Below are 14377 nucleotides of genomic sequence, written 5' to 3' on the forward strand. Positions count from 1 at the left end.
GTGAAATAGAGATTGCGTTCGTCGCAGTTCCTCGCCTTACTGTGGCCGACGCCGCCACACCACCAATCAACCGAACATCGGAGGTCGAGTCATGCGGTTCATGACCACTCGGCTGCTGGCCGCGGCGGCCATCGCGCTGGCTGCGGCCACGGCGCATGCGGCCGACATCAAGCTGCTCAACGTCTCCTACGACCCGACGCGCGAGCTGTACAAGCAGGTCAACGCCGCCTTTGCCGAGCAGTGGAAGGCGAAGTCCGGCGACACCCTGACCATCGAGGCCTCGCATGGCGGCTCCGGCGCCCAGGCGCGCTCGGTGATCGACGGGCTGCAGGCCGACGTCGTCACTCTGGCACTGGCCTACGACGTCGACGCGATCGCCAACAAGGGGTTGATCGACAAGGCCTGGCAGGCCCGCCTGCCGAACAACAGCGCGCCCTACACCTCGACCATCGTGTTCCTGGTGCGCAAGGGCAACCCGAAGGGGATCAAGGACTGGCCCGACCTGGCCAAGGAGGGCGTCCAGGTGATCACCCCGAACCCGAAGACCTCGGGCGGGGCGCGCTGGAACTACCTCGCCGCCTGGGGCTATGCCCTGAAGCAGCCCGGCGGCAGCGATCAGACGGCCCAGGACTTCGTGCGGAAGATCTTCGCCAATGTCCCGGTGCTGGACACCGGCGCCCGCGGCTCAACCACCACCTTCGTCCAACGCGGCATCGGCGACGTGCTGATCGCCTGGGAGAACGAGGCCTTCCTGGCGGTGAAGGAGCTGGGGCCGGACGAGTTCGACATCGTCGTGCCGTCGGTCTCGATCCTGGCCGAACCGACGGTCGCGGTGGTCGACAAGGTGGTCGACGCCCGCGGCACCCGCGCCGTGGCCCAGGCCTATCTCGAATTCCTGTACTCGCCCGAAGGGCAGGAGCTGGCGGCCAAGAATTTCTACCGGCCGCGGTCGCCCGACGTGGCGGCGAAGTACAAGGACAGCTTCCCGGCGATCAATCTGTTCACCATCGATGATCTCTTCGGTGGCTGGCAGAAGGCCCAACAGGCACACTTCTCGGATGGCGGCACCTTCGATCAGATCTACCGAAAGGGCTAGGGACACTCCACCCCCGGCGGCGCGCCATGTCGGCGTGCTGCCGGGATTCGGGCTGACCCTCGGCTTCTCCCTCACCTATCTCGCGCTCCTGGTCCTGCTGCCGCTGGTCGCGCTGGTCATCCGACCCTGGGAGCTCGGGGTCGAGGGCGTCTGGCGGGTGGTGTCCTCGGAACGCACCCTGGCGGCGCTCAAGGTCAGCTTCGGCCTGGCGCTGGCGGCGGCGGCGGTGAACGTGGTGTTCGGCACCCTGGTCGCCTGGGTGGTGACGCGCTACCGCTTCTGGGGCCGACCCCTGATGAACGCGCTGATCGACCTGCCCTTCGCCCTGCCGACGGCGGTGGCGGGCATCGCGCTGGCCGCGCTGTACTCGCCCAAGGGCTGGCTCGGCGGGCCCTTGATGCAGGTCGGCATCAAGGCCGCCTTCGGGCCGCCCGGGATCTTCATCGCGCTGGTCTTCATCGGCCTGCCCTTCGTGGTGCGGACGGTCGAGCCGGTGCTGGAGGACCTCGACCGCGAGATCGAGGAGGCCGCCGCCACGCTCGGCGCCCGGCGCTGGCAGGTGGTGTGGCGGGTGGTGCTGCCGCTGCTGTCGCCGGCGATCCTGACCGGCTTCATCCTGGCCTTCGCCCGCGCGGTCGGCGAATACGGCTCGGTCATCTTCATCGCCGGCAACATTCCGGGCGTGTCCGAGATCGCGCCGCTGCTGATCGTGATCCGGCTCGAGGAGTACGACTATGCCGGCGCCGCCACGATCGGCGCGGTGATGCTGGCCGCCTCCTTCGTCATCATCCTGGTCGTCAACCTGCTGCAGCGTTGGAGCCGCAAATGGGCGGACTGACCCGTACGCTGGCGGCGGCGCGCACCCGGCTGAAGCCCACCGAGCGGCCGTGGGAGGAGCCGGCCGGCATCCGCCTGGCGCTGATCGCCATCGCCGTGATCTTCCTCGGCGTGTTCCTGGTGCTGCCCCTGGCCGTGGTGCTGACCGAGGCGATGCGCCGCGGCATCGACGCCTATCTCGAGGGCATCGGCAGCGACGATTCTTTGGCAGCGATCCGTCTGACCCTGACCGTCGCGGCCATCGCCGTGCCGCTGAACACGATCTTCGGCCTGGCCACCGCCTGGGCGATCGCCAAGTTCGAGTTCCCGGGCAAGAGCCTGCTGACCACCTTCGTCGACCTGCCCTTCTCGGTCTCGCCGGTGATCTCCGGCCTGATCTACGTGCTGCTGTTCGGCGCGAACGGCTGGTTCGGGCCGTTCCTGGAGGCGCATGGCATCCGGGTGATCTTCACCGTCACCGGTCTGGTGATCGCCACCATCTTCGTCACCCTGCCCTTCGTGGCGCGCGAGCTGATCCCGCTGATGCAGGAGCAGGGCACCGACGAGGAAGAGGCGGCGGTGCTGCTGGGCGCCAGCGGCTGGCAGACCTTCTTCCGGGTCACCCTGCCCAACGTCAAATGGGCGCTGCTGTACGGCGTGCTGCTGTGCAACGCCCGGGCAATGGGCGAGTTCGGCGCCGTCTCGGTCGTTTCCGGCCATATCCGCGGCCAGACCAACACCATGCCGCTGCAGGTCGAGATCCTCTACAACGAGTATAATTTCGTCGGCGCCTTTGCCGTCGCCTCGCTGCTGGCCGGCTTGGCCTTGGTGACGCTGGTGCTGAAGACCCTGCTCGAATGGCGGTTCCGGTCGGACCGCTTCGACTCCGCGGAGAGCTGATGCCGATCGCCATCCAAGGCCTGACCAAGCGCTTCGGCCCGGTCTATGCGCTCAACGGCATCGAGCTGGAGGTGCCGGACCGCGCCTTCGTCGCCCTGCTCGGCCCCTCCGGCTCGGGCAAGACCACGCTGCTGCGCATCGTCGCCGGGCTGGAGCGCGCGGATGCCGGGCAGATCCTGGTCGACGGCGCCGACATCGCTGCCGTGCGGCCCCGCCAGCGTCGCATAGGCTTCGTGTTCCAGCACTATGCCCTGTTCCGGCACATGACGGTGTTCGGCAACATCGCCTTCGGCCTGCAGGTGCGGCCCGGCGCCACCCGCCCGGCCAAGGCCGAGATCTCGCGAAGGGTGGAGGAGCTGCTGGAGCTGGTGCAGCTGCCCGGCCTCGGGCGGCGCTATCCGCGCCAGCTGTCGGGCGGGCAGCGCCAGCGCGTCGCCCTGGCCCGGGCGCTGGCGATCGAGCCCAAGCTGCTGCTGCTGGACGAGCCCTTCGGCGCGCTCGACGCCAAGGTGCGGAAGGAGCTGCGGGTGTGGCTGCGCGAGCTGCACGACCGCACCGGCCTGACCAGCCTGTTCGTGACCCACGACCAGGAGGAGGCGCTGGAGCTGGCCGACCAGGTGGTGGTGCTTCGCGACGGGCGGATCGAGCAGCAGGGCAATCCGGCCGCACTGGTCGACGCCCCGGCCACCGCCTTCGTCTCCAGCTTCCTCGGCGACGTCAACCGCCTGCCCTGCACGGTGGTGGAGAAGAATGTGGTCGAGGTCACGGGCCTGCGCCTGCCGGGCGATACCGGGGACCTCGCGATCGGCGCCCTAGCGATCGCCGACATCCGGCCGCGCGCCATCCGGCTGCTGCCGGCCGGGACGACGGGAGACGGGCTGGTGCCCGGCACCGCCCGGCGGGTGCTGCACAGCGCCACCACGGTGACGGTGGAGGCGGAGACGCCGCTGTCCCCCAACCCGATCCGGATCGAGGCCGACCGCTACAGCCCGGACCTGCCGGCACTGTCGATCGGCGATTCGGTGACGCTGCGCCTGCCGCCGCCCTTCGTCTTCGCGGCGGAGCGGTAGGGCCGGCGAATGAAAGCCGTCGCCGATTGATGGTCAGACCGGCGTATCAGCCGCGACCGGATCCCGAGGACCAATCGATGCTCTTTTTGAGGACGCCGACAATGCGCGCCGGAGTGCGAGGCGGAATTGGCGCCGCGGCCTGCTGTGCGGGCTGTTGACCGGAGGAGGTGCCGGTCGCCGGCTTGTCAGCCTTGGACCTTCTCGAAGGCGTCTTCGGGGCGCACACCCTTCAGCTTGGTCTCGTCCACCCAAGGCAGACGGGGCCCGTAGATGAAAAACTGCACCTCAGGCGCAGGCGTCCGCCGAGGAGGCTGCTTCGCCTCCTCCTGGATCACGCCTTCCTGGTCATGCCGCAGCAGTCGCTCATTCACCGTCATGTCCATCTCCTGCCCCACAGCTAGGCAGCCAGAGCCCTCACGACAAGATACATCAAGGATGCGAAGGTCGCCACCAACGCGCCACACCCGTGCACAATGGCATCCGAACGGGCGGTGGTTCGCTTGGCGTTGACGGCCCTGTTGGTTTTGATCATCACAGCGTACGCGTCGAGATACAGCTTGCCGACGTACTTCTCCAGCCGCTGCTTTGCTTCCGCTTCACCAAGACCCAGTTCATGCATCAGATGGTATTCTTCACCGACGATGTGCTCGATCATCTTCTCCTCGTCCGGCGGTGTCGCATAGTCCGCGGCTCGAATGGCCACGACGATGCGTTCCAATGACATCGCCATGAACGACAGCGAGACAATGAATAGCGCCAGCAAGACGATGACGTAGAAATCGCGAGGCGTGTCCTTTACGAGACCGACCATCAGGCCGAACAGCACACCGTTCAAACCCAAAACCGCGATCGGTGCACTGATCGTCTTGGCCGCATCCTCTTCGGCGCTTGCTTCCTTTTTAACCCACTCCAGAAAATGCTTACCAAGAGCTTCGTGCGCAAGCATAGGCTTGCCTCGGCATCAGAATGAATCGTCAGCACCGATGGTAGCTCATCATCCTTGCCTCGACGATGAGATCGATCGGACCGCTGGAGATCCCCTGTTCTGCAAGGTCAGCGCGACTCCACCCGCTGCGGCCGGCGGCTGGGGTCGTCATGCATCAGCCGCAGGAAGCTGGCCACGCTGGCCAGGCCGGCGAAGCCGGCGCCCACCGCCAGGCCCAGCACGGGCCCGCCCCTGCTGCCGGCCAAGCTGAAGCACAGGGCCACCAGCGCGGCGCCGACGGTCTGGCCCAGCAGGCGGGCCTGGGCGACGATGCCGCTGGCGCCGCCGGCGCGGTGCGGCGGGGCCGAGGCCAGCAGCGCCTTCTGGTTCGGCGCCTGGAAGAAGCCGAAGCCCCAGCCGCACAGCGCCATGCGCCAGCAGATGTCCGGCACGCTGGGGTCCGGCGGCAGCATGGCCAGCAGCGCCATGCCGGCGCACAGGATGGCCAGGCCGATGCCGCCCAGGCCGCCGGCGGAGTAGCGGTCCGACAGCCGGCCGGCGATCGGCGCCATCACCGCCACCACCAGCGGCCAGGGCGTCATCAGGAGGCCGGTCTCGACCTCGCTGCGGCCGAGCACGGTCTGGAAATAGAAGGGCAGCGCCACGAAGGCCAGGCCCTGGGTGGCGAAGGAGCAGGCGGCGGTCAGCGCCGACAGGGCGAAGATCGGCCGCCGGAACAGGTCGAGCGGCAGCATCGGCGCCGGATGCTTCGCCTGACGGCGCAGCAGCAGCCAGCCGAAGGCCAGGGCGGCGGCGAGCTCCAGCCCGACCTCCGGCACCGAGGCCCGATGCGCGGCCTCGCCCACGGCGACGATCAGAAGGCCGAAGGCGCCGGCGTTCAGCAGCGCGCTGACCGCGTCGAAGCGATGGCCCGAGCGCGCGGTGTGCGGCAGGGTCGGCACCGCCACGGCCAGGGCGATCAGGCCGAGCGGCAGGTTGATCGCGAACAGCCATTGCCAGGAGGCGACGGCCAGGATGCCGGCCGCGACCGTCGGGCCGAGGGCGGAGAAGATGGCGACGATCAACGTGTTGAAGCCGATGCCCCGGCCTAGCAGCCGGGTCGGGTAGATGAAGCGAATCAACGCCGCGTTCACGCTCATGATGCCGCTGGCGCCGAAGCCCTGCAGCACCCGCGCCGCGGTCAGGCTGGGCAGCGACCAGGCCATGGCGCAGACCACGGAAGCGACGGTGAACAGCGCCAACCCGCCGATATAGATGGTGCGGTAGCCGATGATCTCGCCCAGCGCCGCCAGTGGCAGCAGCGAGATCACCAGCGCCAGTTGGTAGGCGTTGACCACCCAGACCGAGGCGGCCGGGCTGGCTTGCAGGTCGGCGGCGATGGTCGGCAGGGCGGTGTTGGCGATGGCGATGTCCAGCACCGACACGGCGATGGCGATCGACATGGTCAGCATCGCGCCGTAGCGGCGCGGCACCGGCAGCCCGTCCGGGTGCACGACCGGCACGGCGCGCGCAGGCTTCGTCGTCATCATGTCCATGTCGGCACCTTCCCGGACCGGCCCCCTCCGGCGGGCGCATCATCGCGGCGCCGGCTGGCCGCGACCAATGCCCTGACGGCGTATCAGCCGGGACGGCGCAATCGGTCGCAGGCCGGCCGTGCCCGGAGCGAGCGGCCTGGACGCCGCTCTCTTCGGGGCTCGCCACGACGGATCAATGGTTTGGGCCGCTGGTGCAAGCCTCAGGACTGCCAGAAGGCGGGCACGAACTCGTAGCCTTCACCGGCCCGGCCGACATGGCCGATGCCGGGGAAGGCCAGATGGGCGCCGGCGATCAGCACCCGATCGGCCGCGACCTGGTCCAGCACCCGCTTGCGGCTGGCGATCGCGAGCTGCTGGTCGGTGTCGAAGTTGATCGCCCAGTCCGGCTTGGCGAATTGCAGCGAGGCGGCGTGCACGATGTCGCCCCAGATCAGCAGCCGGTCGCTGCCGGACGTGACCTCGACCATGCTGTGGCCCGGGGTGTGGCCCGGCGCGGCCAGGACGCGGATGCCGGGGATGATCTCGGCCTCCTTGCCGAAGCGGCTGATGCGGTCCGGCCCGGCATAGGGCTTCACCGCCGCCCGGGCCATGTGGAAGAAGGGCTGCACCCCGGCCGGCGCCTGGGACAGGATGCCGTCATCGGTCCAGAAGCCGTATTCCGCCTCCGCCACCGCCAGATGGGCCTTGCCGAAGACGGCGGTGCCGGCCGGGTCGACCAGGCCGTTGGCGTGGTCCGGATGCATGTGGGTCAGCACCACCAGATCGACATCGGCAGGGTCGACGCCCGCGGCCTTGAGGTTGGCGCCGACCTTGCCGAGCGACGGCCCCATCGCCGTGGCGGTGCCGGTGTCGATCAGCACCAGCCGGTCGCCGGTGTTGACCAGATAGGCGTTAACCGCGGTCGGGATCGCCGCGGGCGGCTGGAAGGCGCGCTGCAGCAGCGCCTCGGCCCCGGCGCGGTCGGCGGCGGGGAACTGGTCGAGCGCGAGGGTCAGCATCCCGTCATTGATGCTGGTCACCTCGAAGGCGCCGACCTTGAAACGGTAGAGGCCGGCGACCGGTCCGGCGGGCGGGACGGCCCGGGCCAGGGCGGGGCGCGGCAGGGAACCGAGCAGCGGCACCACGGCCGGGGCGGCGAGGGCCGAGGCCAGGAAACGGCGGCGGTCGAGCGGCATGGCAGGTCTCCGGGTGAGTCGGGTTGGACCCGATCCGGAAAGGCTAACCGAAACGCAGCGCGAACGCAGCGGAAACGAATTGGCGACGAATCAGGGGAGCTTGCCGGTCGGCGGATGCACGGTGCGGAAGGCGGCGACCAGGCCGGCGGCCTCGGTCCGCGTCGCCGGGCTGATCCGCGGCTTGCCGGCGGCGATGTCGGATTTGAGGGCGGCCAGCAGCGCGTCGATTTCGCCGAGCAACTCCTCGCGCTTCATCCCAGCCCGCTCATGCTCAAGGCTGCGGTCGTCGGAGACGGTCTGGAACAAGGAGCCGAGCCAGTCCACCAGCGCGTCGGCGCGGCTGAACAGCTTCTGCCGCCCGTCCTCCTCATAGACAATCACCGGCTCGATCTCGGTCGCCATGGCGGGCCCCTCCCGGAGTTGCGGTGCGCATCGCGAGGGATGCCTGAAGGCAACAGCGAGACGGCAGAGTGGTTCCCCTCCAGGCTCCTTACTGGTCGCCCATCTTCAGGGCGGCGATGAAGGCGCTCTGCGGAATCTCGACCTCGCCGAACTGGCGCATCCGCTTCTTGCCTTCCTTCTGCTTGTCCAAGAGCTTGCGCTTGCGGCTGATGTCGCCGCCATAGCATTTGGCCAGCACGTCCTTGCGCAGCGCCGCCAGCGATTCGCGGGCGATCACCTTGCCGCCGATCGCCGCCTGGATGGCGATCTTGAACAGCTGCTTCGGGATCAGGTCCTTCAGCCGCTCGCATAGGTGGCGGCCGCGGCGGTCGGCCTGGCTGCGATGGACGATCATGGCCAGGGCGTCGACCGGCTCCTGGTTGACCAGGATCGACAGCTTCACCAGGTCACCCTCGCGGTACGAATCGATCTGGTAGTCGAAGCTGGCGTAGCCGCGGCTGATGGATTTCAGTCGGTCGTAGAAGTCGAACACCACCTCGTTCAGCGGCAGGCGATAGACCAGCATGGCCCGGCCACCGACATAGGTCAGCTCGACCTGCTCGCCGCGCCGCTCGGTGCACAGCTGCAGGATGCCGCCGAGATACTCGTCCGGCAGCATGATCGTGGCCTTGATCCAGGGCTCGTCGATGCGGTCGATCTTCATCACGTCCGGCATGTCGGACGGGTTGTGCAGATCCATGACCGATCCGTCGGTCATGAGCAGCTTGTAGACCACCGACGGCGCCGTGGTGATCAGGTCGAGGTCGAATTCCCGCTCCAGCCGCTCCTGGATGATCTCCAGGTGCAGCAGGCCCAGGAAGCCGCAGCGGAAGCCGAAGCCCAACGCCGCCGAGGTCTCGGCCTCGAAATGGAAGCTGGCGTCGTTCAGGGCGAGCTTGCCCAGGCTGTCGCGCAGCCGCTCGAAGTCGTTGGCGTCGGTCGGGAACAGGCCGCACCAGACCACCGGGACGGAGGGCTTGAAGCCCGGCAGCGGCTTCGCGGCCGGGCGGCGGTCCTCGGTGATGGTGTCGCCGACCTTGGTCTCGGCGATCTCCTTGATGCCGGCGGTGATGAAGCCGACCTCGCCGGGGCCCAGCTCGCGCACCTGCACCGCCTTGGGCGTGAAATAGCCGACGCGGTCGAGCTCGCGCGCGGCCCCCGTCGCCATGAAGCGGACCTTCTGGCCGACCTTCAGCGTGCCCTCGACCACCCGCACCAGGATGACGACGCCGAGATAGGGGTCGTACCAGCTGTCGATCAGCAGCGCCTTCAGCGGCGCCTCGGGGTCGGCCTGCTTCGGCGCCGGCAGGCGGTGGACGATCGCCTCCAGGACGTCGTCGATGCCGATGCCGGTCTTGGCCGAGATCAGCACGGCGTCGGACGCGTCGATGCCGATCACGTCCTCGATCTGCTGGCGGATACGCTCCGGCTCCGCCGCCGGCAGGTCGATCTTGTTGAGGACCGGGACCACCTCGTGGTTGGCGTCGATCGCCTGGTAGACATTGGCCAACGTCTGCGCCTCGACGCCCTGCGACGCGTCGACGATCAGCAGCGAGCCTTCGCAGGCGGCGAGCGACCGGCTGACCTCATAGGCGAAGTCGACATGGCCGGGCGTGTCCATCAGGTTCAGCTGATAGGCCTCGCCATTCTTGGCGGTGTAGCCCAGGCGCACGGTCTGCGCCTTGATGGTGATGCCGCGCTCGCGCTCGATGTCCATCGAATCCAGCAGCTGCGCCTTCATCTCGCGCAGCTCGATGCCGCCGCAGCGCTCGATCAGCCGGTCCGCCAGGGTCGATTTGCCATGGTCGATATGGGCGATGATCGAGAAGTTGCGGATATGGTCCTGGGGAGAGCTCATCGGGTGCGCCTGGAGACGTGATCGGCCCGGACCATAAGGGCACCGGGTCCAAAGCGAAAGGGCCCGGTCGAAACCGGGCCCGTCCGTGTCGGTGATGCGGCAGGGATCAGTGCAGCTTGCCGCCGAGATCCGCAATCGCCTCGTCGAGCAGCGCCGAACCCTTGGCCGGATCGGCGGCGATCTGCCGGCCGACCAGCTCGCGGGCCGCCGAGACGGCGACGTTGACGGCGGTCGACCGCACCTCGGCCACGGCCTGGGCCTCGGCCTGGGCGATACGCTCCAGCGCCATGGCCTCGCGCCGCTTCATCGCCTCCTCGATGTCCACCGCCGCCTTCTCGCGATGGCGCTGGGCATCGTGCTTGGCGCGCTCGATGATCGCCGCGGCCTCGGCCACGGCCTCACGCTCGCGCGCCTGGGCCTGGGCGAGATGGCCTTCGGCCTCGCTGCGCAGCCGCTCCGCCTCGGCCAGGTCCTCGCGGATCCGGTCAGTGCGCTTGTCCAGCACGCCGAGGATCTGGCTGCGGGCCTTGACCGCCAGCAGGATCAGCAGCACCAGCAGCGCCGCGGCGAGCACCAGCTCGATCGCCTCGCCGCCATGCTCCTCGACATGCTCGATGTGCTGGAGCTCGGTGTGCGTCGCCTCCTGGGCGTAGGCGGCGCCGATGAAGAGCTGATTCGCGATGGTGTCGAGAACGCTCATCGGGCCCCTCCCAGCGCACCGTCGACCGCGGCGGTCACCGCGGCCTGGTCCGGCGCAGTGCCGGTCAGCTTGGCGGCCAGCACGCCGGCCACCTCGGCGGCGATGTCGCGGGCATCGGCCTTGAGATCGGCGCGGATCTTGCCGATCCGGGCCTCGGCCTCGGCGGTCCGCGCCGCGAGCTCGGCGGCGAAGGCGGCCTGACGGCGCGCCGTCAGCGCCGCGATCTCCTGATTCGCGGCGGCAACGGCGGCCTGGGCCTCGCCGCGGGCCTTGGCCAGCGCGGCTTCATAGGCCTGGGCCACCGCCTCGGTCTGGCCGCGCGCAGCCTCTGCCCGCTCCAGGTCGCCGGCGATCTTCGCCGCGCGCTGGTCGATGGTCTCCGCCAACCGCGGCAGCAGCCGCCGTGACAAGAGCCAGTACAGAGCGATGAAGACGATCGCGAGCCAGAACAGCTGCGACGCAAACCACTCGGGATTGAACTGTGGCATCCGACTCCCCCTGCCGGGCCAGGCCGCTAGGGCTGCGGCCGGCCCATGACGTTAGGCAGCGAGATCGTCAGGCGAACAGCGCGATCAGCGCGACGATCAGCGCGAACAGCGCGATGGCTTCCGTCACGGCGAAGCCGATCCAGATGCTGGCGCCGATCTCTTCCTTGGCCGCCGGGTTGCGGGCGAGCGCGCCGATGTAGCTGGCCCACACGTTGCCCACGCCGATGCCGGCGCCGATCATGCCGATCGCAGCGAGGCCCGCGCCGATGAACTTTGCAGCTTCGACTTCCATTTTCTCTTCCTTCGTGGATGGGGTCTGGATGGTTGGGACCGGAACGGTTCGCGGGCAGCGATCCGTCAGTGTAGATGCAGCGCGTCGTGCAGGTAGACGCAGCTGAGAATGGCGAAGATGTACGCCTGCAGCACGGCGATGAAGAGCTCGAGCATCGTCAGCGGGATCAGGAAGGCGAAGGGGATGATGCCGCCGACACCCAGCGCGATGACGAAGCCGCCAATGACCTTCAGCAGCACATGGCCGACCGTCATGTTGGCGAAGAGACGGACGGAGAGGCTGATCGGCCGCGACAGGTAGGAGATCAGCTCGACCGGCACCAGGATCACCGCGGTCCACAGCGGCGCGCCATGCGGGAAGAACATCCGCAGGTAGCCGGCGCCGTGCCGCGCGAAGCCGATCACCGTCACGCCCAGGAAGACCACGAAGGCCAGGGCGAAGGTGACGATGATGTGGCTGGTGAAGGTGAAGGTGCCGGGAATGATCCCGATCACGTTGCCGAACAGGATGAAGATGAACAGCGTGAAGATGAAGGGGAAGTACTTCAACCCTTCCTTGCCGGCGTTGTCGCGTATCATGTTGGCGACAAGCTCGTACAGCATCTCGGCGAAGGATTGCAGCCGGCCCGGCACCAGGGCGCCACGGCTGCCGCCGAGGAACAGCACCGCCGACGCGACCACCGCCGCGATCACCATGAACAGCGACGAGTTGGTGAAGGAGAGATCCAGGCCGCCGATGTCGACGTGGAGGATCTTTTCGATCTTGAATTGCTCGGTTGGCGACGCCACGCCTTATCTCCCGCCCCGGTTTCGCTCCGCCTGCTCGGCAGCCCGCTTCGCCTTCGCCGCCCGGTCCAGCTCCATGCCGGTCCGGTAGACATTCATCAAGCCGGCCACCGCACCCAGGATGAAGAACAGAATCAACAACCAGGGCCGTGTGCCGAGCCATCGGTCGAGACCCCAGCCGATTCCGGCACCGACCACGATCGCGGCGAGCAGCTCGACCGCGATACGAAAGCCGGCGGCCATGCCAGCACGGCCGACATCGCGCCCATCACCTCCGCCCTTCGCCTCGCGCCCCGCCCCCGGCAGCTTCGCCTTCGCCTCTCGCAAGCGACGGTCGAAATCCGAGTGCGGCAGCGGGTTCTGGTCGTTCTGAGTCACGTTGTCGGACACCCTTTCGGGCGGCGGCCACCCCCACCTCAAGCGGCGCGCACCTTAGTGACGCTCCGGGGTCCCGTCAAGGCGACAAAGCCGGCCGGCGCCGCGGCATTCGCGACCGGCGTCCGGCCTGGCTTCCGGAACTGCGCCGGCGGCGCTGGCGGCGGTCCGCTCCGGCAGGCTAGTCTCGATCATGCTCAGCCCGCTCCTGGCCGTCGCGGCGATCCTCGCCGGCATCACCATAGTCTCGCTCGGCCAGGGCGTCTTCGCCATCCTGGTGCCGATCCGGCTGACCGAGGCCGGGCTGTCCGCCGACCGGGTCGGGCTGGTGGTCGCCGCCAGCGCCGTCGGCTTCCTGGCCGGTTGCCTGGTGGTCGGCCGGCTGATCCGGCTGGTCGGCCATATCCGCGCCTTCTCCGCTTTCGCCGCCGCCTCCTGCCTGGCCGGGCTGGCATTGCCCTGGACCATCGGCCTGCCCGGCTGGGTGCTGCTGCGCCTGGCCATGGGCTTCTGCTCCGCCGGGCTGTTCATGGTGGCCGAGAGCTGGCTGAACGAGCTGACGCCGCGGCATCTGCGCGGCCGCATCCTGACCAGCTACGTCATCGTGGTGATGCTGGCGCTGGGTGCCGGCCAGGCGCTGCTGACCGTGCTCGACACCAGCGACGTGCTGCCCTTCGTGCTGGCCTCGGCCGCATTCACTTTGGCGCTGATCCCGGTAACGCTGACCCGGTCGCGTCACCCCAGCGTGCCGCACCGGATCCGGCCGATCCTGGGCAAGGCCTACCGCAATTCGCCGGTCGGCGCGGTCGGCTGCGTCGTCGTCGGGCTGGTGGCGGCGACGCTGCAGGGCGTGGCGCCGGTRTGGGGCGTGCAGCGCGGCTTCTCCACCGCCGAGATCGCGACGCTGATGGCGGCGACCCAGATCGGCGGCCTGCTGTGCCAATGGCCGCTGGGCTGGCTGTCCGACCGGATCGACCGGCGCTGGGTGATCCTGGCCGCGGCCCTCTGTACCGTCGTCGCCGCGCTCGGCAGCATCGCCGCGGGGAGCTTCGGCATGCTGGTCGCGCTGTTCGCGCTGTGGGGCGGCACGGCCGAGGCGATCTATCCGCTGTCGGTCGCCCATGCCAACGACCATGCCAAGCCGCAGGACTATGTGCCGCTGGCCGGCACGCTGCTGATCCTGTGGTCGATCGGCTCCTCCGCCGGGCCGCTGGCGGCGACGGTCGCGATGGACCGGTTCGGGCCGGACACCCTGTTCGTCTATGTCGCGGTGCTGGTCGGGGCCTTCGCCGGCTTCGTGCTGTGGCGCATGGCCTGCCGCGGCCGGGTCGCCGCCGAGGAGGCCGAGCAGTTCGTCGGCCTGGCCGCCGGATCCAGCCCCGCCCCTGCCGAGCTGGACCCCCGCATCCGCCCCGAGGACGAGGCCGAGTGCGAGCCGGGCTATGACGACTGCGAGGACGTGCCGGCGCGGTAGGCTGAGAGGCTGGAGGCTGGCCTCGACAAAGGGCCCTCACCCGGAGGCGCAAGCGCCTCCGACCTCTCCCGCAGGGCGGGAGAGGCAAAAACAATCCGGATTTCGTAGGTTGGGTTCGCGGCAGCGAACCCAACAGGATCGGGGGGCCGCAATAGCGGCGACATGTTGGGTTCGCAAAGCGCGAACCCAACCTACGCGGTCAGCCCGTGTCCGGCGGCTTGCGGCGGCCGGGAGCAGCCGAGCGGGGCTCTGGCGGATCCTCATCGTCCTCGCCGTCCTCCGGCGGAATGAAGCCCAGCTCCTCGAGGGCCTCGTCGGCCATCTCCAGCCACTGCTTCACCTGCACCGGATAGCCCCAGCGCCGGCACAAGGCCGCCACCGCGACCTCGGCCCGGCTGGCTTCCACCAGCTCCGCCACCTCCGGCC

General features: G+C 69.0%; 17 protein-coding genes. 5 read left to right on the top strand and 12 right to left on the bottom strand.

The genetic code is table 11. The features are described 5' to 3' along the window. Nucleotides 1–91 precede the first annotated feature (91 nt). Genes AB4Z01_RS29585 through AB4Z01_RS29600 form a run of 4 tightly spaced genes read left to right on the top strand, consistent with a single transcriptional unit; the run spans nucleotide 92 to nucleotide 3882 of the window. Complete coding sequence (locus AB4Z01_RS29585; RefSeq protein WP_441699712.1) at nucleotides 92–1096, top strand: sulfate ABC transporter substrate-binding protein; 1005 nt, start codon at nucleotides 92–94, stop codon at nucleotides 1094–1096. After that, the gene (gene cysT, locus AB4Z01_RS29590; protein ID WP_441699714.1) at nucleotides 1059–1934 is read left to right on the top strand and encodes a sulfate ABC transporter permease subunit CysT; all 876 of its coding nucleotides are present in this window, start codon (nucleotides 1059–1061) and stop codon (nucleotides 1932–1934) included. Before AB4Z01_RS29585 ends, cysT begins: the two co-directional genes overlap by 38 nt. Next, nucleotides 1922–2812 (top strand): sulfate ABC transporter permease subunit CysW, encoded by an 891-nt coding sequence (gene cysW, locus AB4Z01_RS29595; RefSeq protein ID WP_441699716.1) that lies wholly within the window; start codon nucleotides 1922–1924, stop codon nucleotides 2810–2812. The genes cysT and cysW overlap by 13 nt, the downstream gene beginning before the upstream one ends. Next, nucleotides 2812–3882, top strand: coding sequence for a sulfate/molybdate ABC transporter ATP-binding protein (locus AB4Z01_RS29600; RefSeq protein WP_441699718.1), 1071 nt, complete (start codon nucleotides 2812–2814; stop codon nucleotides 3880–3882). The genes cysW and AB4Z01_RS29600 overlap by 1 nt, the downstream gene beginning before the upstream one ends. A 185-nt stretch (nucleotides 3883–4067) precedes the next feature. Here the strand turns inward: AB4Z01_RS29600 and AB4Z01_RS29605 are convergent, their stop codons facing one another. The 11 genes from AB4Z01_RS29605 to AB4Z01_RS29655 form a co-directional block, all read right to left on the bottom strand. Beyond that, entirely contained in the window at nucleotides 4068–4259 is a 192-nt protein-coding gene (locus AB4Z01_RS29605) for a hypothetical protein (protein ID WP_441699720.1), read from the bottom strand. A 20-nt stretch (nucleotides 4260–4279) separates the two neighbouring features. Further along, nucleotides 4280–4828, bottom strand: coding sequence for a hypothetical protein (locus AB4Z01_RS29610; protein ID WP_441699722.1), 549 nt, complete (start codon nucleotides 4826–4828; stop codon nucleotides 4280–4282). 107 nt (nucleotides 4829–4935) lie between these two features. Next, the gene (locus tag AB4Z01_RS29615; RefSeq protein WP_441699724.1) at nucleotides 4936–6363 is read right to left on the bottom strand and encodes an MFS transporter; all 1428 of its coding nucleotides are present in this window, start codon (nucleotides 6361–6363) and stop codon (nucleotides 4936–4938) included. 200 nt (nucleotides 6364–6563) lie between these two features. Further along, nucleotides 6564–7538, bottom strand: a complete 975-nt coding sequence (locus tag AB4Z01_RS29620; RefSeq protein ID WP_441699725.1) for an MBL fold metallo-hydrolase — start codon at nucleotides 7536–7538, stop codon at nucleotides 6564–6566. Between the two features lie 90 nt (nucleotides 7539–7628). After that, a complete protein-coding gene (locus tag AB4Z01_RS29625; RefSeq protein WP_441699727.1) occupies nucleotides 7629–7940 on the bottom strand; it encodes a hypothetical protein in 312 nt (103 codons plus the stop codon). An 88-nt stretch (nucleotides 7941–8028) separates the two neighbouring features. Further along, nucleotides 8029–9837 (bottom strand): translation elongation factor 4, encoded by a 1809-nt coding sequence (gene lepA, locus AB4Z01_RS29630; RefSeq protein ID WP_429224989.1) that lies wholly within the window; start codon nucleotides 9835–9837, stop codon nucleotides 8029–8031. Between the two features lie 106 nt (nucleotides 9838–9943). After that, nucleotides 9944–10537: a F0F1 ATP synthase subunit B family protein gene (locus tag AB4Z01_RS29635; protein WP_441699729.1), complete on the bottom strand. Its 594-nt coding sequence runs from the start codon at nucleotides 10535–10537 to the stop codon at nucleotides 9944–9946. Continuing rightward, nucleotides 10534–11025, bottom strand: coding sequence for a F0F1 ATP synthase subunit B family protein (locus AB4Z01_RS29640; protein WP_441699730.1), 492 nt, complete (start codon nucleotides 11023–11025; stop codon nucleotides 10534–10536). Before AB4Z01_RS29640 ends, AB4Z01_RS29635 begins: the two co-directional genes overlap by 4 nt. A 67-nt stretch (nucleotides 11026–11092) precedes the next feature. Then, nucleotides 11093–11317 (bottom strand): F0F1 ATP synthase subunit C, encoded by a 225-nt coding sequence (locus AB4Z01_RS29645; RefSeq protein WP_138885868.1) that lies wholly within the window; start codon nucleotides 11315–11317, stop codon nucleotides 11093–11095. A gap of 65 nt (nucleotides 11318–11382) precedes the next feature. Beyond that, on the bottom strand, nucleotides 11383–12105 hold the full coding sequence (locus tag AB4Z01_RS29650) for a F0F1 ATP synthase subunit A (RefSeq protein WP_441699733.1): 723 nt from the start codon (nucleotides 12103–12105) through the stop codon (nucleotides 11383–11385). Between the two features lie 3 nt (nucleotides 12106–12108). Then, a complete protein-coding gene (locus AB4Z01_RS29655; protein WP_441699734.1) occupies nucleotides 12109–12492 on the bottom strand; it encodes an AtpZ/AtpI family protein in 384 nt (127 codons plus the stop codon). A gap of 178 nt (nucleotides 12493–12670) precedes the next feature. Here AB4Z01_RS29655 and AB4Z01_RS29660 point away from each other — a divergent pair, with 178 nt between their 5' ends. Further along, nucleotides 12671–13951 (top strand): MFS transporter, encoded by a 1281-nt coding sequence (locus AB4Z01_RS29660; protein ID WP_441699736.1) that lies wholly within the window; start codon nucleotides 12671–12673, stop codon nucleotides 13949–13951. 199 nt (nucleotides 13952–14150) lie between these two features. Here the strand turns inward: AB4Z01_RS29660 and AB4Z01_RS29665 are convergent. Continuing rightward, nucleotides 14151–14377: hypothetical protein (locus AB4Z01_RS29665; protein ID WP_441699738.1), on the bottom strand; the 227-nt coding region annotated here is incomplete at its 5' end.

This window comes from Inquilinus sp. YAF38 (assembly GCF_052113205.1).
In the GTDB taxonomy this organism is placed as follows: Bacteria; Pseudomonadota; Alphaproteobacteria; order DSM-16000; family Inquilinaceae; genus Inquilinus.